16 protein-coding genes and 1 tRNA gene are annotated in these 19,260 nt (G+C 69.5%); 7 read left to right on the forward strand and 10 right to left on the reverse strand.

Annotated elements, in window-relative coordinates:
• Positions 1-43 precede the first annotated feature (43 nt).
• From ACE37J_RS00130 to ACE37J_RS00145, 4 genes are all read left to right on the forward strand, one after another.
• Positions 44-1,249 carry a class I SAM-dependent methyltransferase gene (locus ACE37J_RS00130; protein ID WP_409705124.1) on the forward strand — a complete coding sequence of 402 codons (1,206 nt, stop codon included), beginning with the start codon at positions 44-46 and terminating at the stop codon, positions 1,247-1,249.
• Positions 1,250-1,261: 12 nt separating this feature from the next.
• Complete coding sequence (locus ACE37J_RS00135; RefSeq protein ID WP_409705128.1) at positions 1,262-1,708, forward strand: TrgA family protein; 447 nt, start codon at positions 1,262-1,264, stop codon at positions 1,706-1,708.
• A complete protein-coding gene (locus ACE37J_RS00140) occupies positions 1,705-3,000 on the forward strand; it encodes an MFS transporter (protein WP_409705131.1) in 1,296 nt (431 codons plus the stop codon). Before ACE37J_RS00135 ends, ACE37J_RS00140 begins: the two co-directional genes overlap by 4 nt.
• 130 nt (positions 3,001-3,130) lie before the next feature.
• Positions 3,131-6,820 (forward strand): PAS domain S-box protein, encoded by a 3,690-nt coding sequence (locus tag ACE37J_RS00145; protein ID WP_409705134.1) that lies wholly within the window; start codon positions 3,131-3,133, stop codon positions 6,818-6,820.
• A gap of 13 nt (positions 6,821-6,833) precedes the next feature.
• Here ACE37J_RS00145 and ACE37J_RS00150 read toward each other — a convergent pair.
• Positions 6,834-6,910, reverse strand: a tRNA-His gene (locus ACE37J_RS00150).
• A 106-nt stretch (positions 6,911-7,016) separates the two neighbouring features.
• Between ACE37J_RS00150 and ACE37J_RS00155 the strand changes: the two genes are divergently transcribed.
• Positions 7,017-7,232 (forward strand): DUF6324 family protein, encoded by a 216-nt coding sequence (locus ACE37J_RS00155; RefSeq protein WP_409705136.1) that lies wholly within the window; start codon positions 7,017-7,019, stop codon positions 7,230-7,232.
• Positions 7,229-8,554, forward strand: a complete 1,326-nt coding sequence (locus ACE37J_RS00160; protein ID WP_409705139.1) for a sensor histidine kinase — start codon at positions 7,229-7,231, stop codon at positions 8,552-8,554. Before ACE37J_RS00155 ends, ACE37J_RS00160 begins: the two co-directional genes overlap by 4 nt.
• A gap of 4 nt (positions 8,555-8,558) precedes the next feature.
• Here ACE37J_RS00160 and ACE37J_RS00165 read toward each other — a convergent pair whose 3' ends face one another.
• The 5 genes from ACE37J_RS00165 to ACE37J_RS00185 are packed head-to-tail and all read right to left on the reverse strand — an operon-like array spanning position 8,559 to position 13,769.
• Positions 8,559-9,005, reverse strand: coding sequence for an MmcB family DNA repair protein (locus ACE37J_RS00165; protein WP_409705313.1), 447 nt, complete (start codon positions 9,003-9,005; stop codon positions 8,559-8,561).
• 49 nt (positions 9,006-9,054) lie between these two features.
• Entirely contained in the window at positions 9,055-9,774 is a 720-nt protein-coding gene (locus ACE37J_RS00170; RefSeq protein WP_409705142.1) for a TlyA family RNA methyltransferase, read from the reverse strand.
• Complete coding sequence (locus ACE37J_RS00175) at positions 9,771-11,951, reverse strand: RNA degradosome polyphosphate kinase (RefSeq protein WP_409705145.1); 2,181 nt, start codon at positions 11,949-11,951, stop codon at positions 9,771-9,773. Before ACE37J_RS00175 ends, ACE37J_RS00170 begins: the two co-directional genes overlap by 4 nt.
• Positions 11,952-12,009: 58 nt before the next feature.
• Positions 12,010-12,684, reverse strand: a complete 675-nt coding sequence (locus ACE37J_RS00180) for an HdaA/DnaA family protein (protein ID WP_409705148.1) — start codon at positions 12,682-12,684, stop codon at positions 12,010-12,012.
• Positions 12,681-13,769 carry an AI-2E family transporter gene (locus ACE37J_RS00185; protein ID WP_409705151.1) on the reverse strand — a complete coding sequence of 363 codons (1,089 nt, stop codon included), beginning with the start codon at positions 13,767-13,769 and terminating at the stop codon, positions 12,681-12,683. Before ACE37J_RS00185 ends, ACE37J_RS00180 begins: the two co-directional genes overlap by 4 nt.
• A gap of 150 nt (positions 13,770-13,919) precedes the next feature.
• Here ACE37J_RS00185 and ACE37J_RS00190 point away from each other — a divergent pair, with 150 nt between their 5' ends.
• Positions 13,920-15,038 (forward strand): alpha/beta hydrolase, encoded by a 1,119-nt coding sequence (locus ACE37J_RS00190; protein WP_409705154.1) that lies wholly within the window; start codon positions 13,920-13,922, stop codon positions 15,036-15,038.
• Here ACE37J_RS00190 and ACE37J_RS00195 read toward each other — a convergent pair.
• From ACE37J_RS00195 to ACE37J_RS00210, 4 genes are read right to left on the reverse strand one after another with little or no spacing between them, the layout of a single operon-like run.
• On the reverse strand, positions 15,031-15,840 hold the full coding sequence (locus tag ACE37J_RS00195) for a carbohydrate ABC transporter permease (protein ID WP_409705157.1): 810 nt from the start codon (positions 15,838-15,840) through the stop codon (positions 15,031-15,033). The two genes, ACE37J_RS00190 and ACE37J_RS00195, sit on opposite strands and share 8 nt — an antisense overlap.
• Positions 15,837-16,706 carry a carbohydrate ABC transporter permease gene (locus ACE37J_RS00200; protein ID WP_409705160.1) on the reverse strand — a complete coding sequence of 290 codons (870 nt, stop codon included), beginning with the start codon at positions 16,704-16,706 and terminating at the stop codon, positions 15,837-15,839. The genes ACE37J_RS00195 and ACE37J_RS00200 overlap by 4 nt, the downstream gene beginning before the upstream one ends.
• Positions 16,707-16,749: 43 nt before the next feature.
• A complete protein-coding gene (locus tag ACE37J_RS00205) occupies positions 16,750-18,024 on the reverse strand; it encodes an ABC transporter substrate-binding protein (RefSeq protein ID WP_409705162.1) in 1,275 nt (424 codons plus the stop codon).
• Positions 18,021-19,085, reverse strand: coding sequence for an ABC transporter ATP-binding protein (locus tag ACE37J_RS00210; RefSeq protein ID WP_409705165.1), 1,065 nt, complete (start codon positions 19,083-19,085; stop codon positions 18,021-18,023). Before ACE37J_RS00210 ends, ACE37J_RS00205 begins: the two co-directional genes overlap by 4 nt.
• Between the last annotated feature and the right edge of the window lie 175 nt (positions 19,086-19,260).

The raw sequence follows: 19,260 nt of genomic DNA on the forward strand, positions 1-19,260 counted from the left end.
GCTTAACAAGTCGGAACGACAGCGGGGAGCGCCGGTTTCGGCGATGGCTATGGACAAGAACATGAAAGGGCCGACGCCGCGCTACTTCCAGGCGGCCTACGGCGTCATCAAGGGCGTCCGCGTCGGCTCGATGGCCTTCGCCCTGCCGGACGGGCGGCGCTTCGAGGCGAAGGGAACGGAGCCGGGGCCGCACGGGGAGATCGTGGTCCGCAACCCGGACTTCTTCGGGCGGCTGATCCGCGAGGGCGACCTCGGCTTCGCCGAAAGCTACATGGACGGTTGGTGGGACACGCCGGACCTTCAGGGCCTGATGGATGTCGTGCTCCTCAACAACGACAGCGTGGGCCGCGGCTTCCCCGGCATGTTCCTGCTCCGCTCCTACGAGCGGCTGCGGCACTGGATGAACCGCAACACGAAGGCCGGATCGGCGAAGAACATCTCCCATCACTACGACCTCGGGAACGACTTCTATTCGGCCTGGCTCGACGAGACGATGACCTATTCCTCCGCGCTCTTCCGGAAGGAGGGCGAGCCGCTTTCCGCCGCGCAGGCGAACAAGTACGATTCGATCCTGAACCTGATCGGCGCCCGCGAGGGCGACCATGTGCTCGAGATCGGCTGCGGCTGGGGCGGCTTCGCGGAGCACGCCGCGAAGGCGCGCGGCGCCCGCGTCACCGGCATCACCATCTCCAAGGAGCAGCACGATTTCGCCCGCGCCCGGATGCAGCGCGAGGGGCTGAACGAGAAGGTCGAGATCGTGATGCGCGACTATCGGGACGAGCGCGGCCGCTATGACGGCATCGCCTCCATCGAGATGTTCGAGGCGGTGGGCGAGCAGTTCTGGCCCGGCTATTTCGACACCGTGCGCGAGCGTCTGAAGCCCGGTTCCGCCGCCTCGCTCCAGATCATCACCATCGCGGACGACCTCTTCCCCGCCTATCGCAAGGGCGTGGACTTCATCCAGAAATACATCTTCCCGGGCGGCATGCTGCCCTCCCCGACCGAGCTTCGCCGCCAGATCGGGCGGGCCGGGCTCGAATTCCGGCAGTCGATCGAATTCGGGCAGAGCTATTCCGAGACGCTCCGGCAATGGCGCGGCGTCTTCAACGAGCGGTGGGAGGAGATACGGGCGCTCGGCTTCGACGACCGGTTCCACCGGATGTGGAACTACTACCTCGCCAGCTGCGCCGGAACCTTCATGGCGGGCACGACCGACGTGACGCAGGTGGCGATCCGCCGCCCCGCCTGAAAGGGGGCTGAAATGCTCACCGGCGGGCGCCTCGCCGCCGCCTTCCTGATGATGCTGGCGATGATCGGCGCGATGGTCACCTATCTCGACGACGCGCGCTTCTTCCGGGAGGACTGGCCGGCGCCCATCGTCGCCGCCGCGATCATCGGCTTCGCCGCGGGCTGGAGCCAGCTCGGCGGCGGACTCGGGCGGGACTTCCTCGCCTCCGGCATGTTCGGAATCGGCGCCGGCGTGGTCGCCATCGTCTTCTTCGCGCTTATCTACGGAATCAGAAGCGCGTGGATCACGCATTTCGGCGTGCAGTTCGACGCGCCGATCGACGTGGTGGCGCATATCATCACGACGGGGTTGACCGTGCTCGAATCCGCCATCGCCTCCCGCAGGACCCTCGCGGCGCTCATCCTCGGCTCGATGACCGCCGGGATCATCGCCGAATATTTCAACCGGATCTGGCGGTGAGCCTCCGCCGCAACGCCGGCTATGCGGCGCCAGCGCTGCCGCTCGCGGCGCTCTATTTCCCGGTCTATGTCTATGTCGCGCCGTTCTATGCGGAGATGGGCGTCAGCCTCGCCGCGCTCGGCGCGCTCTTCATCGCGATCCGGCTGATGGACGCGGTGACGGACCCGCTGATGGGCTGGCTCTCGGACCGGACGCCGGGCTTCATCGCGCGCCGGTTCGGGAGGCGGAAGCCCTGGCTCCTTCTCTCCGCGCCGCTCGTCGCGATCTCCTGCTGGATGCTGATGGTCCCGCCCGAAGGGGCGGGGATCGGCCATGTCGCGCTCTGGCTCTCGCTCCTCACCCTGTCCTGGACCGTGGCGCTCACGCCCTGGTTCGCATGGGGCGCGGAGATCTCCGGCGATTATGCGGAGCGGGCGACGATCACCGCCTGGCGGGAAGGGGCGACGCTGGTCGGCACCGTCATCGCTGTCATCCTCTATAACGTTTCGGAAGGGGCGGCGGAGGGGATGCGCGCCGTCGCGCTCTTCGTCGCCGCGCTGATGCCGCTTGCCGCGCTCGCCGCGGCGCTCATGGCGCCGGAGCCAGCGGACTACACGAAAAGCCGCATGGCGCTCCGCGCCGGGCTCCGCGCCGTGGCGGGCAGCGCGCTCTTCCGCCGGCTGCTCCTCGCCTATTTCGTCAACGGGCTCGCCAACGCCTTGCCGGCCGGGCTCTTCCTCTTCTTCATCGGGGACTATCTCGGCGCGCCGGAAGCGGGCTGGCTGCTCCTCGTCTATTTCCTCTGCGCCATCGCGGGCCTCCCCTTCTGGGCCTGGGCGGCGCGGCGCCTCTCGAAGCACCGCGCCTGGGGCCTCGCGATGATCTGGTGCTCCGCCGCCTTCGCTCCCGCCTTCTGGCTCGGGGAAGGGGACGTGGCGCTCTTCGCCGCGATCTGCGTCGCCACCGGTTTCGCGCTCGGGGCCGATCTCGCGCTCCCCGCCTCGATCCAGGCGGATGTGGTGGATTCGGACACGGCGGAGACGGGGGATCAGCGCACCGGCCTCTTCTTCGCCCTCTGGTCGGTGGCGACGAAGGCCGCGCTCGCGCTCTCGGGCGGCTTCGCGCTCATCGCGCTCGATCTTGCGGGCTTTCAGGCGGGGGGAGAGAACGAGCCGGGCGCGCTCCTCGCGCTTGCCGGGCTCTATGCGCTGGCGCCGGTGGCGCTGAAGCTCGTCGCCGTCGCGATGATGTGGCGCTTTCCGCTCGGCGCGGAGGAACAGCGCGCGCTCAGGGCGCGGATCGAGCGCGCCTGACTGCGCCTTCACGTGCGGCGGTAGGCCCGGCGTTCATCATCGGTTATGGTGAGGCTGATATGCGTTGCATTCTACCGATCCGGCGGCCATTGCGCCGCGTCGGCTTTGAACAAGGCGAACCGGCGGATTGATGCGACCAGCAGGCGATATCGAGGCAGCTACCCGGCCTGACGCTCTTGCCGACGGCGCGGACAGATCGCCCCCGGCCTTCGACCGGGCGCTGATCCGTGTTCTCACACGACTCGCACAGACGGAGCCTGAGACGGCGGACGAGGAGATCGAGTCCGCGCTCGCCGAGGTCGGCCGCGCGGCGGGCTTCGACAGGACATACGTGTTCCGCTTTCGCGACGCGACTCTCATGGACAACAGCCATGAATGGGCGGCGCAGGGCGTCGAGCCTATGAAGTCGCGGCTTCAAGGGTTGCCGATCGCCCTGATTGACCACTGGCGCTCAGCCTTCGACGCCGGGGCTCCTGTCCACATCCCGGACGTCCCCGGCCTGTCGCCAGACCGACCGGAACGCGACATCCTGATGGAGCAGGACATCCGCTCCATTCTTGCAGTTCCGATGATGAAGGCGGGCCGCCTTGTCGGCTTTGTCGGCTACGATGCGGTGCGTGAAGCGCGCCCGCTGCTTGACGACGACGTTTTCTTGCTCGAGTCCCTCTCCGCCGCCATTGCGGCGCTGCTGATCCGCCGTCGGGACGCGCTGGCGCTGCGAGAGGGAAAACACAGGATGGCGGCCGTGCTCGACGCCCTGCCCGACCTTGTTATGGAGACAAACGCGGAAGGCCGCTACATCGACTGGCACGGCTCCGATCTCGACTGGCTGGCGATTCCACCGGACGAGCTGGTCGGCAAGACCCCGGAAGAGGCGCTGCCGCCGGAGGCGGCAGACTCCGTGCGCGTGGCAATGGTCGAGGCGGACAAGGAGGGCCGCTCCCGCGTGCACCGCTACATGGTCGGGCCGGAGGCGCGCCCGCTCTGGCGCGAGTTCCGCGTGGCGCGCAAGCAGGATGGCGGGCGGCTCGTCGCCGTGCGGGACGCGACCGCGAGGGTCGAGGCGGAGCAGGCGCTTCGCGCCCGCGAGGCGCTTCTCGACGCTGTCTTCGCGGAGGCGCCGGTCGGCATGGTGCTCTCCGAGCTTGTTAGCGGCGTCGTTCTGGATACGAACGCCGCCTATCTCGCCTCTTCGGGCTATGACGTGAGGGCCCTCGCCGCGCTTCGCCTCGGCGATCTTGTCGCCCCGAAGGATCGCCCGGGCGTCGCCGACCTCTTCCGCGAGACACTCGACACCGGGCGGTATGGGCCCATCAGGGTCGAGCTCAGCCGGGCCGATGGCGGCTCCTTCCCCGCAGTGGCGCGGGGAGTCGCCTCGACCGACGCGGAAGGGAAGATGCTCGTCTGGAGCTTCGTCGAAGATCTCACGGAGCATGTCGCCCACCAGGCTGAGCTCCGCGCCCGCTCGGAGGAATCTGACGCCATGCGCGCGCGGCTGGAAGCCGCGATCGACGCGCTGCCGGACGGCTTCTCCTACTACGACGCCGAGGACCGGCTGGTGCTCTGCAACCGGCGCTATCGGGACTATTATCCGCGCTCGGCTTACGCGATGACCCCGGGCGCGCGGTTCGAGGACATCATCCGCGCCGGCCTCGCCAGGGGCGAATACGAGGCGGCGCTTGGTCGAGAGGAGGCTTTCCTCACCTGGCGCATGGCGGAGCATCGCCGGCGGCGCGCCGATTTCGAGCAGACGCTGGCGGACGGGCGTTGCCTCCGCGTGATCGAGCGCAGAACACCCGAGGGCGGCCATGTCGGCCTCCGAATCGACATCACCCAACAGAAGGAGACGGAGCGGCGGCTCCAGCATGTCATCGACGGCGCCCGCGTCGGCACCTGGGAATGGGACATCGAGACCGGCGCTAACATCGTCAATGCGCGCTGGGCGGAAATGCTTGGCCGCAGACTGGAGGATCTCGGGCTGGTCACGATCCGCGTCTGGGAGGATCTCTGCCATCCCGACGACGTTCAGGAAACGAAACGACGCCTCGGCGGGGTTTTTTCGGGAGAGGCGGACCATTTCGAGCATACGTTCCGAATGCGCCATGCGGAGGGCGGCTGGGTCTGGGTGCTATCATCGGGCCGGGTCGTCCGCCGGGGTCCGGACGGAGCGCCGGAGGCCATGTCCGGCATTCATATCGACATCAGCGAGCAGAAGGCGCGCGAACAGGCGCTTCGCGACGCGCGGGATGAGCTGAGCCGCGCGCTTAACGAGCGGGACGAAGCCGAGCGGCGCTTCTCCGATATCGCGGAGGTGAGCAGCGACTGGTTCTGGGAACAGGATGCGGAGCTGCGTTTCGCTTATCTATCGCCGGGATACGAACGCGCCGTTGGCGGAACCGACCAGATGATCGGCCGCCGGCGTGAGGAAAGCCTCGGGCCCAATCCGGTCGCGGAGCCTGGCCGCGGTTGGGACTGGCTGAGGGAGCGGCTTGACGCGCGCGAGCCCTACAACGACTTCGTATTCCGCCGCACGGCTCCGGACGGCCGGGAAGTGTGGCTGCGGATTTCGGGTGCGCCGATCTTCGATCGCGAGGGGAAGTTCGCAGGCTACCGTGGCGTCGGCTCGGACGTGACCGCGCTTGTCGCGGCGCGCGAACGGGCCGAGGCGGGGAGCCGCGCGAAATCCGAGTTCCTCGCCAACATGAGCCACGAGATCCGCACGCCGCTGAACGGCGTTCTCGGCATGGCGGAGCTGCTGGCGACGACGACGCTCCAGCCAAAGCAGCTGAAGATGCTGGCGACGATCCGCGAGAGCGGCGAGGCGCTGCTGACCGTGATCAACGACATTCTCGACCTTGCGCGGATCGAGGCGGGAAAGCTCCGGATGGAGGCCATCCCGTTCTCCCCCGCCACGCTCTGCGACCGGATCGAGGCGCTCCACGCCTACGAGGCGCGAAAAAAGGGCGTCGCGCTCCACGTCGTCCGCGGCCCCGGCGCGGAGCTGATGCGGCTCGGCGATCCGCAGCGGCTGACGCAGATCCTGCACAATCTCGTCGGCAACGCCGTGAAGTTCACGGAGGCCGGGGAAATCGAACTCTCTGTCGCCGCGCCGGCCGGCGCCCCGCTGCTCATCCGCGTGCGGGACACCGGCATTGGGATGAGCGCTGAGCAGCAGCAGCGCGTATTCGACGAGTTCGAACAGGGGGACGGCACGATCACGCGCCGATTCGGCGGCACCGGACTCGGCCTGCCGATCGTGCGCCGCCTGGTCGGCCTGCTCGGCGGCAGGCTGACCCTGGAGAGCGCGCCCGGCGAAGGCTCGACTTTCGTTGTCGAGATCGACGCGCCGGAGGCGCTCGCCGAGACGGAGACGCACGCCGCAGCCGCCGCCGCGCCGGACATCTCCGGCCTGCGCGCGCTGGCGGCGGAGGACAATGCGACGAACCGGCTGATCCTCCAGCGGATGCTGGCGACGCTCGGCGTGGAGGCGACAGTGGTGGCCGACGGGGCCGAGGCGGCGGCCGCATGGGCGCCGGGGCGGTTCGATCTCGTCCTGCTCGACATCGCGATGCCGGCGATGGACGGCGTCTCCGCCCTTGGGGCGATAAAGGCGCTTGCGGCCGAGGCCGGCGTCCCGGCGCCGCCGGCCGCCGCGGTCACCGCCCACGCGATGACCCACCAGCTTGAAGCCTATCGCGCCGCGGGCTTCGCGGCATGCGTGAGCAAACCGTTGCGGATGGACACGCTCGCCTGCGCAATTGCGCGCCTCGCAGGACGGCAGGCCGCCGCCGCCGATCTCCTAACCGGGCCGGCGGCATGAAGGAAAGCTGGGGTGGTACCGACGCCCCGGCTCGAACGGGGGACCCCCAGATCCACAATCTGGTGCTCTAACCAACTGAGCTACGTCGGCGACGCGCACCGTCTAGCCGCGGGCGCCGGTTTTTGCAAGCGGCCAGCGATGCGCGCTTGCAAGCCGCCGCGGGAACGCGCCATCTAGCGGAAAAATGGAGGCCGGAATGGGCATCGACAAGGAGAGCGCCGCAGACGCGAATCTGCAGATCGGGCCGACTACGCTCGGGATGGTGCGGATCTATGTCGAGAGCCGGGGAGTCGAGATCCCGATGGATTTCGAGCCCGAGGAGGCGGAGGAGATCGCGGAGGAATTGCGCGCGGCCGCGGCCCAGGCGCGAACGCGCGCGGGCGGAAAGGGGAGCGGCAAGGCGCGCCGATGAACGCCCCGACTCCCGCCGGCGCGTTCCTCTGGGACCCGCGTCGCCTTCGCATCGTCGAGGCGGACCGGGCCGCCCTCGCTTTCTGGGGGGAGGCGACGGAAGAGGCTCTTCGCCGCCGCGTCTTCGCGCCGGAAGACGCGAACGCTCGCGCGCTCTCCGCGGCGCTCGCCGCGCTCGGCGAGGCGGCGGAGCAGACAGCGCTCACGCTCCATCCCGGCGCCCTGCCCCGCGCCGTCTTCGCCCGCCTCTCGACCGAGGAGCGCGCGGGGGAAGGCCGCGCGGGCGGCCGGCGGCTTCGGGTGCGGATCGACGGGGCGGCGCCGGAGACCGCGCCCGCCGCGCTCGCCCTAGCCGGGTTCGAAGCCGCCCCGCGCCCGCTCGCCCTCTTTGCAAAAAACGGCGCGCCGGTCGCCCGCAACGCTGCGGACATCGCGGCCTTCGGGCCCGCGCCGGAGCCGCTCGCCGCCCGGTATACGGAGCCCGGCGCGGCCGAGGCGGCGCTCGCCGCCGCGCGCGCCGCAGGCGCCTTCAGCCACCCCGCCGCGCTCCGTGGTTTCGGCCCGGCCCGCGTCACGCTCCGCCTTCTTCCGGCCGAGGGGGGCGAAGCGCTCCTCCTCGCAGAAATCACGGAGGAGGAAGAGCCCGGCGCAGCCGGCTTCGTCGCCGCCGTCGCGCATGACCTGCGCGGACCGCTCGGCGCCATTCTCGGCATGGCCGAGTTCCTCGCCGCCGCGGGCGAGACGATGGGGCCGGAGCGCCGCGCCGCCTATCTCGCCGACATTCTCACCGCCAGCCGGCGGATGGAGGCGATGATCGAAGGTCTGGTCTCCGCCCCTGCCGCCGACGCCGAAGCGCGCTTCGACCTCCGCGCGCTGGCGGACGAAGCCGCACGCGGCCGCCAGCCCGTTGCGGAAGCCGCCGGAGTCGCCCTCTCGGTCTCCGGGCCGGAGGAGGCTGAGGCGCGCGGGGACGAGACCGCGGCGCTTCGCATCCTCGGCAACCTGATCGACAATGCGCTCGAACACGGCGCGCGGCCGGGCGGCGCGGTGCGCGTCACTCTCGCGCCCGGCGAGGGTGAGAACGGGCCGACGCTGGAGATCGCCGATGACGGACCGGGGCTGGACGAGACGGCGCTCGCCGTCGCGCTCACGCCCGGCGGGCGGCCAGGGGAGAGCGCGCCCGCACGGAGCGGCGGCCTGGGCCTTCCCAACGCCCGCGCGCTGGCGGAAGAGATCGGCGCAAGGCTCGACATCGAAACGGCGCCTGGCGCGGGCTTCGCGGCGCGGCTGACCTTCCCGCCGCCCGGCCCGCCGCCGGCCTGACGGCTCATCCTTCCGCCGGACCCGCCGCCCCCGGATCGAGCGCCATACGGAGCCGGAGCGCCGCCGCCCGCCCGAGACGAAGCGTCAACGCCTTCCGCCGCGCGGGCGCGAGCGGGCGGAGCGGCGCCTGGCGGAGGATCGCCGCGCCGAACCCGTCCGCCCGGATCAGCCCCTCCTCCTCCGGCAGCGCCTCCTCCGGAAAGCCCTCCGGCGTCGCGAAGAAATACCGGTCGCACCAGTCAAGATAGCCGCGCCACTTCCGGTCCGCCCGGAGATCGGCAAGGGAGGACTTGCACTCGATCACCCAGATCTCCCCGTCCCGCGCCAGGGCGGAGACATCCGTGCGAAGGCCCGGCGCCGGCGAAAACTCGGTCACCGGCGCGAAGCCCGCATCGACCAGAAACCGGCAAACGCCACGGGCGAGCGTGAAGCCGGGCGCTTCGTTCTCCATGAACATATGACGAACATCGCGCGGCCGCGCGCGCCCTGCAAGCGGAATCTCACCCCTTCCGCGCCGCGACGAGAAACTCCCGGTTCCCGTCCCCGCCGAGGATCGGGCTCTCCGCCTCCCCCGTCACCCGCCAGCCGGAGGCTTCGAGAAAGGCGCGGATGCGGGCGCGGACGGCTTGGTGGACCGCACCGTCGCGCACGATCCCGCCCTTGCCGACCGCCGCCGGCCCGGCCTCGAACTGCGGCTTCACCAGCGCGATGAGAACGGTGCCTGGCTTCGCGAGCGACAGGGCCGGCGGCAGCGCCTTCTCCAGCCCGATGAAGGCGAGGTCGGCCACGATCCAGTCCGGCGGCGGGACCAGCCCCTCGTTTAGGTCCCGCGCGTTCAGGCCTTCGAGGCTCCGCACCCGCTGATCTTCCGCGATCCGCGGCGCGAGCTGGCCATGGCCGACATCGACGGCGTGGACGCGCCGCGCCCCGCGCGCGAGCAGAACCTCGGTAAAACCGCCAGTCGAGGCCCCGAGGTCCAGCGCCTCCGCCCCATTGGGCGAGAGGCCCCAGAGGTCGAGCGCATGGAGCAGCTTCAGGGCGGCGCGGGAGACCCAGCGCGGCCCGGCCTCCACCGTGATTTCCGCATCAGCGTGCGGAACGAGCCCCGGCTTCGCCGCCCGAACCCCGTCCACCAGAACCGCGCCGTCGCGGATCAGCGCCTGCGCCTGAGCCCGGCTCGGCGCCAGCCCGCGCTCGACAAGCAGCCGGTCCAGCCTCACTCCGCCGCGCGCGGCACGAGGCGCGGCGCGTCGCCTATTCCGGCGCGGCCGCGGCCCGAAAGGGAGGGGTTGGCCATGAAGAAATCGTGGCAGGCGAAGGGCTCCGCCCCCTCCGGCAGGAGCGGCCGCCGATAGGCGCCGTCCGGCCCCAAAACCCAGCTCTGCGCCTCGTCCGCGAGGTTCGCCGCCATCACCTGCTCCACGATCTGCGCCTTCACCGTCGGGTTCTCGATCGAGACGAGCGTCTCCACCCGGCGGTTGAGGTTGCGGCCCATCAGGTCCGCCGAGGTGATGTAGATGCGGTTCGCCGCCCCGCCCATCGGCGCGCCGCCGCCGAAGCAGAGCACGCGGCCATGTTCGAGAAAGCGCCCGATGACGGACTTGACGCGGATCGTCTCCGAGAGCCCAGGCACGCCCGGCCGCACCCCGCAGATGCCGCGCACCACCATGTCGATCCGAACGCCCGCGCGCGAGGCGTCGTAGAGCGCGGAAATAAGCTCCGGGTCGATCACCGAATTGCACTTGATCCAGACGGCGGCGGGCCGTCCGGCGCGGGCATGGGCCGCCTCCGCCTCAAGATGATCGAGGATCGTCTGCTTCAGGTTGAGCGGCGAGAGCGCGAGCCGCTCCAGCCCCACCGGCTCGGCATAGCCGGTGATGAAGTTGAACATCCGCGTCGCATCCCGCCCCAGCGCCGGGTCGCAGGTGAAGAAGGAGAGGTCGGTGTAGAAATTCGCCGTGATCGGGTGGTAGTTGCCCGTCCCGAAGTGGGTGTAGGTCGCGAGCCGCCCCGCCTCCTGCCGCACGACGGAAGAGACCTTGGCGTGCGTCTTCCAGTCCACGAAGCCGAAGACGACCTGCACGCCCGCGCGTTCGAGCTGCCGGGCGAGGCGGATGTTCGCCTCCTCGTCGAAACGCGCCTTCAGCTCCACGAGCGCGGTGACGGACTTGCCCTCGTCCGCCGCCGCGCAAAGCGCGCGGACGATCGGGCTGTCCCGCGAGGTTCGATAGAGCGTCTGCTTGATGGCGAGCACGTCCGGGTCCCGCGCCGCCTGTTCGAGGAAGCGGACGACGATCTCGAAGCTCTCGTAGGGGTGATGAAGGAGCATATCCTTCTGCCGGATCGCGGCGAAGATGTCCCCGTCATGGTCCTTCACCCGCTCCGGCATCCGCGGCTGGTAGGCGGGGAAGAGAAGGTCCGGCCGTTCGACGCGCGTGAGCTCGGAAAGCCGCGCGATGCCGACGATCCCCTCGACCGGGATGACCTCGTCATCGGCCATGCCCATCGCCCCGGCGATGAGCGCGCGGAGCGGCGGCGGCGCGTCTGTCGTGATCTGCAGCCGGATAGCCTCTCCCCGCCGGCGGCGGCGGAGCGCCGTCTCGAACTCGCGCACGAGGTCCTCCGCCTCCTCCTCCACTTCGAGATCGCTGTCGCGGAGCACGCGGAACTCGCAGCGCCCTTCGAGGGTGTAGCCGGGGAAGATCAGCGGTAGATGCAGCTCGAGCAGCGTCTCCAGCGGCAGGAGCCGGGCCACGCCCTCCCGGTCCTCCAGCCTGAGGAACCGGTCGATCTGCGAGGGGATCGGGAGCAGCGCCTCCAGCCCCTCTCCGTCCCGCTCCCGCCGCAGCATGAGCGCGAGCGCGTAGCCGAGATTGGGAATGAAGGGGAAGGGATGCGCCGGGTCCACCGCCAGCGGCGTCAGGATCGGGAAGACATTGTCGATGAAGTGGACTTCCAGCGCCTCGCGGTCGAGCGCCGAGAGGTCTTCGGGGCGCGCAAGGATGATCCGCTCCCGCCGCAGTTCCTCCTGCAGGCCGGTCCAGATCCGGTCCTGCTCGGCCATCAGGCGGCGCGCCTCCGTCTCGATCAGCGTCAGCTGCTCCGCCGGCGTCCGGCCGTCATCCGAGGGGCGGGTGACGCCGGTGCGCGCGAGTGAGCGGATGCCGGCGACGCGGACGGTGTAAAACTCGTCGAGATTGGCGCCGGAGATCGAAAGGAACCGCACCCGCTCCAGCAGCGGGTGGCGCGGGTTCTGCGCCTCCTCCAGCACCCGCCAGTTGAAGGCGAGCCAGGAAAGCTCCCGGTTGAAGAACCGGTCGGGGCCCTCATGGTCGAATTCCGGAATCCGATCCTCCGCGAAGGGTTCGATCGGATGATTGAGGAAGTCGGCGCGCATGTCGGGTCCCGGTGGCGAAGCCCCCAATATGGGCGGCGCGTCGGGGCTTCGGCAAGGGTCAGAGGCCGAGAATCGCCTTGGCGAAGGGCCATGTGATCGGCTTTCCGGCGCGGAGCGCGGCGTCGTCCAGCCGGGCCGCGGCGGCGGCGGCGGCGGCGGCCGAACGCTCGATCCGCCGCGCGAGGCGGCGCGTGAGCTCCGAAGGCACGGCGAGGCGGCGATCCTCGAAATGCTTGTCGAGGAGCGCGGCGAGCAACGCCTCGTCCGGCGGGTCGAGCCGCACGGTCATCATCGCGGAAAGGCGTGAAGCGAGGTCCGGCGTCGCGATCGGCCATGCGCCCGCCGGCGCCCGCCCGGTGACGAGGAGGGCGGCCGCCTCCGCCCGCGCGAGGTTGATAAGGTGGAAGAGCGCGGCCTCCGCCGCCCGGTCCCCGTCGAGCCGGTCCGCATCCTCCACCGCTACGGCGCCGGCGGCCACAAGCGCCGGCGCGTCCTCCGCCCGGAGCGTGGCGGCGGAAACGCGCTCCGCCCCCGCCATATCGGCCCAGACGAGCGCGAGATGAGTCTTGCCGGAACCCTCCGGCCCCGTCAGCGCGAGCGCGCCGCCGGGCCAGCCCCGCCAGCCGTCAATCAGCCGCACCGCCGGCTCGTTCGAGGGCGAAACGCGGAAATCCGCCCTTCCCCGCGCCGGCCTCTTCGGCAGCGCAAGCGCGAGGGGCAACTGCGCGCTCACAGGTCGATGTCCTTCTCCCGCGCCGCCTCGCCCACGCCGCGATAGAGCCGGCCCGACTTGTACTGCTCGATGGAGAAGCGGAGGAAGACGCCGATCACCGCCGCCGCCGGCACCGCGATCAGGAGCCCGGTGAAGCCGAAGAGCGCGCCGAAGGCTGAAAGCGCGAACATCAGCCATACCGGATGAAGCCCGACCGAACCGCCGACGAGCTTCGGCGTCAGGAAGTTGCCCTCCACCGCCTGCCCGATGACGAAGACGAGCGCCACCGCGCCGATCCAGATCGGATCCGACCAGAAATAGAAGATCGCGACGCCGATGGAGAGCGCGCCGCCGAGGATCGAGCCAACGAAGGGAATGAAGGAGATGAGACCGGCGAAAAGGCCGATCAGCAGGCCGAAGGGCAGCTGGATCGCGATCAGCGCCGCCGCATAGAAGGCGCCGAGGATGAGGCAGACAGTCAGCTGCCCGCGCACGAACCCGGCCAGCACCCGGTCGGAGCGCCGGGCGAGCTCACGGATCGTCTCCGCATGCGGCCGCGGCAGGAGGTCGTCCACCCGCGCCACCATGTGGTCCCAGTCGAGGAGGAGATAGAAGGCGACGACGGGCGTGATGACCATCAGCGTCAGGAAGTTCACGCCCGCGGCGCCGATGGATAGAAGCTGCTGCAGCGCCGCCACCCCGAATTCCCGGATGCGCCCCTGCGCCTCCGCCAGCGCCTCCCCGACGACCTTGCCGACGGCGCCCTCCTCGTCGATCCGCGGCAGAACCTTGGTTTCGAGGAAGGTGCGGAGCCCGCCAACGATCTCGGGCGCCGCCTCCACGGCCAGCCGCACCTGGTTGACGAGCAACGGCACGAGGATCATCAGCGCGACGACCGCGACGACGATCACAACCGTTGTGATGATGACGGTGGAGGCGACGCGGCTGAACCCCCGCCGCTCCAGCCGGTCCGCCACCGGATCGGTGAAATAGGCGATGGCCGCGGCGAGCACGAACGGGAAGAGCACATTGGAAAAGAGGACGAGAAGCAGCACAAAGACTGCCAGCCCCAGCCCCCACCAACTCGCCTGTTCCCTCAAGGTCATCCGACGCCTCCTTGTGCAGCGCGAGAGATGCGGGTTCGCGAGGGCGGGGTCAACAGGCGCGACCTCTGCGCGCGCATGACATTTCGCGAGCGAATCCGGCCCGCTTGTGGTTAATTGACGATGTTCAAGAAGAACGAGGAGGAGGCGGGGATGAAACGCCGCATTTACTTCGCCAGCAACAGGGACTTCCGGCACGCCAGCTCCAAGTCAGGCGATGTATTCGGCGACCGGTTCAATGCAGACGGGCCCCAATGCTTTCGCGTGGGGCATGCGGACGTGACTTTGAAGGGCGGGGACCCGACGGACGATGACGCCTGGCGCGTCGGCCGGACGAAACTCTATCCCGAAACGCTTTCGGACGCATCGCCCACGAAGAAGAAACTCGGCTCGGCGACGCTTTTCGAGGATCTGCGCGCGCAGCTGAAGCAGGAAGACGTCGACGTCATCGTCTATCTTCACGGCTTCGCCAACAGCTTCGAAAGCTCGGTCATCCGCGCCGCAGCATTGCAGGACCTCTATGGCGACGGCGCGCAGAAGGCGATTGTCGTGATGTTCTCCTGGCCGTCGAACGGCAGCGTCCAGCCGGCCTGGCACTATTTCTCCGACCGGGAGGATGCGGAGGCTTCGGGCCTCGCGATGGGGCGGGCGCTGGCCCGGCTCGCCGAGTTCCTCGCCGAAATGCGCGCGGCCGACCGGGATGCGATCCTCGCCGCGCGGCGCGACGGCGCCGTGCCGAACCCCGCCGACCTCGTGCAATGCACGCGCCGCCTTCACCTCGTCGCGCATTCGATGGGCAACTGGGCGCTTCGCCATGCGATCCGGAAATTCGTCGAGCTGAGCGGCGGCCGGGCGCCGCGCATCTTCGACAACGTCTTTCTCATGGCGGCCGACGAGGACCATGACGCGCTCTCGCGGCCGGAAAAGCTCGCGCCGCTGGCGCAGCTGGCCAGCCGCGTTCATGTCTATCACGCCGCGAACGACGTCGCTCTGACGATATCGGACAAGACCAAGGGCCTGCCGGACCGGCTGGGCGCGGACGGCCCCACCAATCTCGACCTGCTGGACGAACGGATCGTCGCCATCGATTGCGGCGAGATCAGCAAGACGGCGCTGACGCACGGACGCCACCAGTATTACCGGCTGCGCCGCGAAGTGATCGAGGATGTCCGCGCGACCCTCGCCGGCGCCACGCAGGACGGGAGGCCCGGCAGGGTCACGGTGCGGGAGGGGCGAAGCTGGCGGCTGGCCGAGGCGCCGCGCCTCACCTGATCCCGGCGCGCATGAAGCTCTGCACGAAGGCGCGCTGGAAGAGCAGGAACCCGATCAGCAGCGGCGCCGAGGTCGCGAGCGCGGCGGCGGAGATCACCGCCCAGTCCACCCCCTGATCGACGGAAGCGAAGACCTGGAGGCCGACCGTCACCGGCCGCGTCGTCTCCGAGCTTGTCACCACCAGCGGCCAGAGGAAATTGTTCCAGTGGAAGCTGACCGAGACGAGGCCATAGGCGACGTAGACCGGCTTCGCCAGCGGCACATAGACCCGGAGCAGCACCTGCATGGTCGAAGCGCCTTCGATCACCGCCGCCTCCTCCAGCGCCTTCGGCACCTGCCGGAAGGTCTGCCTGAGGAGGAAGATGCCAAAGGCGGAGGCGACATAGGGCGCCGCGACGCCCGCGAGGCTGTCCACCAGCCCGAGCTTCGCGATGGTGGCGTAATTCTCCACCATCAGCACTTCGGGCGCGACCATGAGCTGCACGAGGATGAGGGAGAAGAGCACGCCCGCCCCGCGGAACTCGTAGCGCGCGAAGGCGTAGGCCGCGAGGGTGCAGAGCACGAACTGCGCCGCGAGGATGCCTGTCACCAGAATGGCGGTGTTGAGCATGTACTGCGCGAAGGGCGCCGCCGCGAAGGCCCGTTCGAAATTCACCAGCGTCAGCGGCGCCGTCAGGTCGAATTTCGTCAGATATTCCGGCGGATGAATCGCCGCCCAGAAGGCGAAGAGGATCGGCGCCAACCAGAGGAGCGCGAGCGCCCAGGCGGCGACAGCCTCAAGGGGGGGCGTGCGGCCGCTCATCGGTAATGCGTCCGCCGCTCGAGGAGGAAGAACTGCACCGCGGCGAGCGCGCCGAGGATGACGAGGAGGATCATCGTCAGCGTCGCGGCGCCGGCTGTGTCCCAGAACTTGAAGCCCGTCTCGTAGATATGGAAGAGGAGCAGGTTGGTCGCGTTGTTCGGCCCGCCCCCCGTCAGGATGAAGATGTGGTCGACGACGCGGAAGGCGTTGATGAGCGCGTTGACCGCGATGAAGAGCGTCGTCGGCGCGACGAGCGGGATGAGCACGCGCCGCACATAGCCCCATCGCCCGCACCCTTCGAGCCGCGCCGCCTCCCCGAGGCTCGGCGGCACGGCCTGGAAGGCGGCGAGATAGAAGATCATGAAGAACCCCGCCTCCTTCCAGACGGCGACGACCATCACCGCCCAGAGAGCGCTCCGGTCCGAGCCGAGCCAGTTGGTTGAGGGGATGCCGAAAAGGCCCAGCACCTGGTCGAGAAGCCCGAAGCCCGGCGTGTAGAAGAAGAGCCAGATATTCGCCGCGGCGACCATCGGCAGGATCGTCGGCGTGAAATAGGCGAGCCGCGCGAAGCCCCGCCCCGGCATCCGGTCATTGACCCAGAGCGCCATGACGAAGGCGAGCGCGATGGAGGCCGGGATCGTGACCGCCGCATAGAGCGCGCTGTTCCAGAGCACCTTCAGCACGATCGGGTCGGAGAGCGCGGCGGCGTAATTCTCCCCTCCGACGAAGACCGAGGGCCGCCGCCCGCGCGCCGTGGTGAAAAGGCTCGACCAGAAGGAGAGGATCGCCGGCCAGTGCGTGAAGGCCGCGAGGAGGACGAATCCCGGCGCGAGCAGCAGATAGGGGATGAGGGTGCGGCGCTTCATGGCGACGAGCGTGCGGCGGAGAAGGCGGGCCGCAGCCCCGTTCTCAGCGATAAGCTGAGAGGATGCGGTCCGCCTCCGCCTGCGCGTCCGCGAGCGCGGCGGCGGGCTCCTTCTGCCCGAGGAGCGCGGCCTGCAGCGCGTCGTTCAGAACGCGGGTGACGCGCTGGTTCTCGTGCGTCGAAAGCTCGGCCACAGCGAATTCGAGCTGGTCGCGGGCGACCGTCGCCGGCGGGAAGTCGGCGGCATAGGCCTTCATCGCCTCCGTCTCCCAGGCCGACGGGCTGACGGCGACATAGCCGGTCTTGATCGACCAGTCCGCCGCAATCTCCGGCGAGGTCAGGAACTTGGCGAATTCGAAGGCGGCCTTCTGCGTCGCCTCGTCCACCGCGTTGAAGATGAAGATGTTGCCGCCGCCCGTCGGCGCCCCGCGCCGCTTCTGCGCCGGCAGCATGGCGACGCCGAAATCGAAGGGCGCGTTGTTGCGCACGTTGGTGAGGTTGCCGGTCGTCGTCCACATCATCGCGCTCTCGCCCTCGAAGAAGGCCTGCGGGGTCGCGCCCCATTCGATGATCCCATCCTGCATCACGCCATGCTCCTTCGAGAGCGAGACGAGATATTCGAGCGCCTCGACGACGGCGGGATCGTCAAAATTCGTCTGGTTCCCGTCCGCGTTCATCAGTTCTACGCCGTTGGCGGTGGTGAGGCCCTGGAAGAGCCAGTAGGGGAAGCCCGAGGTCGGGATGCGGAGGCCCCAGTTGGTCACGGCGCCCGCAGCGTCCTTCTTCACGAGCTTCTTGGCGAACTCGACCTGCTCCGCCCAGGTCGCCGGCGGCGTCTCCGGGTCGAGCCCGGCCTCGGCGAAGGCAGCCTTGTTCCAGTAGAGCACGGGCGTGGAGCGCTGGAAGGGCAGGCTCCAGATCTTGCCGCCGACCTGCCCGTTGGCGAGGAAGGCAGGGTAGAAATCGGTGAGGAAGGCCTTCTCCTCGTCCGTGGTCGCGAGATCGTCGAGCGCCACGATCACGTCCTCGTCGTAGAGCGTGAAGGTGTCGACCGAGAGCAGCACCGCCATCGCCGGCGCGTCGTTCCCGCGGATCTGCGTCAGCGTCCGCGCGATCGTGTCCTGATAGGAGCCTGTATAGACGGGCGTGACCTTGATGCCCGGATTCTCGGCCATGAAGGCCTTGGCGTAGCCGTCGATGATCTCGGTCACCGGGCCGCCGACGGCGACCGGGAAGTTGAAGACGACCTCGGTCTCCGCCCGGGCGGAGCCGAGCGAGAGCGCGAGCGCGGAGGCTGCGGCGATTGCTGCGAGTTTCATGCGGGGTTCCTCTCTCCCATCAGTGAAGCGGCGGGCTCCGGTTCGAGCCTGCGCCCGTCCGCGGCGAAGAAATGCTGGTCTTCCGGCGACCAGGCGACAGCCCGGGCCGCCCCCGGCTCCGGCGCCCCAGCCCCGGCGAGCCGGACGGAAAAGCGGGCGGGGCCTGAGGCGCAAAGCGCCAGCGTCTCCGCGCCCAGATAATCACGCGCCTCGACGACCGTGGGGAGCCCGGCCTCCGCGAAGCGCATCGCCTCCGGCCTGACGCCGAGCCACGCGGCGCCGGAGGGCGCGCCCGGCGCTGCGAAGCCGGCGACGCGGCCCCGCTCGAGCGGCAGGAGGTTCATCGGCGGCGCGCCGATGAAGCGGGCGGCGAACTCATGCGCCGGGCGCGCGTAGAGCCGCTCCGGCGCGTCCATCTGCACGACGCGGCCAGCCTTCATAAGCACGATCCGGTCCGCCATGCTCATCGCCTCGGCCTGGTCGTGCGTCACGAAGAGGACGGTGAGGCCGAGCTTCCTCTGGAGGGCGCGAATCTCCTGCCGCATCTCCTGCCGCAGCATCGCGTCGAGATTCGAGAGCGGCTCGTCCATGAGCAGGACCTTGCGTCGCGCCACCACCGCCCGCCCGAGCGCGACGCGCTGCTGCTGCCCGCCGGAAAGCGCGTTGGGCTTCCGGTCGAGGAGCTGCGTCAGGCCGAGCAGCGCCGCGGCCTCCTCCAGCCGCTCCGCCTGCTCCGCCTTCGGCGCGCGGCGGACCTGAAGGCCGAAGAGGATGTTGTCCCGCACGGAGAGATGCGGAAAGAGCGCGTAGTTCTGGAACACCATTGCGATGCCGCGCGCCTCCGCCGGCGCTGCGGTCACGTCCCGCCCGTCGATGAGAATGCGGCCCGATGTCGGCTCGTCGAGCCCGGCGACGAGCCGAAGCGTGGTGGACTTCCCGCAGCCCGAAGGGCCGAGCAGCGCGACGAACTCCCCCGTCTCGACTTCGAGCGAGACGGAATCAACCGCGGGCGCCGCCTCGCGCCCCCAGATTTTCGTCACTGAATTCAGGGTAATGGACATCGCCGGTCGCCTAAGCCGCCACGGAGTAAGAAACGTCACAGTTTTGTGACAGTTTCGCAACCCGCGGCGGAAAGCCCGGTTGCATGCGCCGGCCCACGACGGCGGCGGAGACGCCTCGAGGCTGGGCGGAAGCATGCTTGTTGATGTTATGAGATAACATTACAGTCTCGAGTCG

This window comes from Pikeienuella sp., from assembly GCF_046290545.1.
Lineage (GTDB): Bacteria > Pseudomonadota > Alphaproteobacteria > Rhodobacterales > Rhodobacteraceae > Pikeienuella.

Excerpts from the sequence above, each read along its gene's own strand:
- ACE37J_RS00205 (WP_409705162.1), bottom strand. The coding sequence starts at position 18,024 with ATGAAACTCGCAGCAATCGCCGCAGCCTCCGCGCTCGCGCTCTCGCTC.
- ACE37J_RS00190 (WP_409705154.1), top strand. The coding sequence starts at position 13,920 with ATGAAACGCCGCATTTACTTCGCCAGCAACAGGGACTTCCGGCACGCC.
- ACE37J_RS00200 (WP_409705160.1), bottom strand. The coding sequence starts at position 16,706 with ATGAAGCGCCGCACCCTCATCCCCTATCTGCTGCTCGCGCCGGGATTC.
- ACE37J_RS00195 (WP_409705157.1), bottom strand. The coding sequence starts at position 15,840 with ATGAGCGGCCGCACGCCCCCCCTTGAGGCTGTCGCCGCCTGGGCGCTC.
- ACE37J_RS00145 (WP_409705134.1), top strand. The coding sequence starts at position 3,131 with ATGCGACCAGCAGGCGATATCGAGGCAGCTACCCGGCCTGACGCTCTT.
- ACE37J_RS00210 (WP_409705165.1), bottom strand. The coding sequence starts at position 19,085 with ATGTCCATTACCCTGAATTCAGTGACGAAAATCTGGGGGCGCGAGGCG.
- ACE37J_RS00155 (WP_409705136.1), top strand. The coding sequence starts at position 7,017 with ATGGGCATCGACAAGGAGAGCGCCGCAGACGCGAATCTGCAGATCGGG.
- ACE37J_RS00165 (WP_409705313.1), bottom strand. The coding sequence starts at position 9,005 with ATGGAGAACGAAGCGCCCGGCTTCACGCTCGCCCGTGGCGTTTGCCGG.
- ACE37J_RS00135 (WP_409705128.1), top strand. The coding sequence starts at position 1,262 with ATGCTCACCGGCGGGCGCCTCGCCGCCGCCTTCCTGATGATGCTGGCG.
- ACE37J_RS00185 (WP_409705151.1), bottom strand. The coding sequence starts at position 13,769 with ATGACCTTGAGGGAACAGGCGAGTTGGTGGGGGCTGGGGCTGGCAGTC.
- ACE37J_RS00160 (WP_409705139.1), top strand. The coding sequence starts at position 7,229 with ATGAACGCCCCGACTCCCGCCGGCGCGTTCCTCTGGGACCCGCGTCGC.
- ACE37J_RS00130 (WP_409705124.1), top strand. The coding sequence starts at position 44 with ATGGCTATGGACAAGAACATGAAAGGGCCGACGCCGCGCTACTTCCAG.
- ACE37J_RS00175 (WP_409705145.1), bottom strand. The coding sequence starts at position 11,951 with ATGCGCGCCGACTTCCTCAATCATCCGATCGAACCCTTCGCGGAGGAT.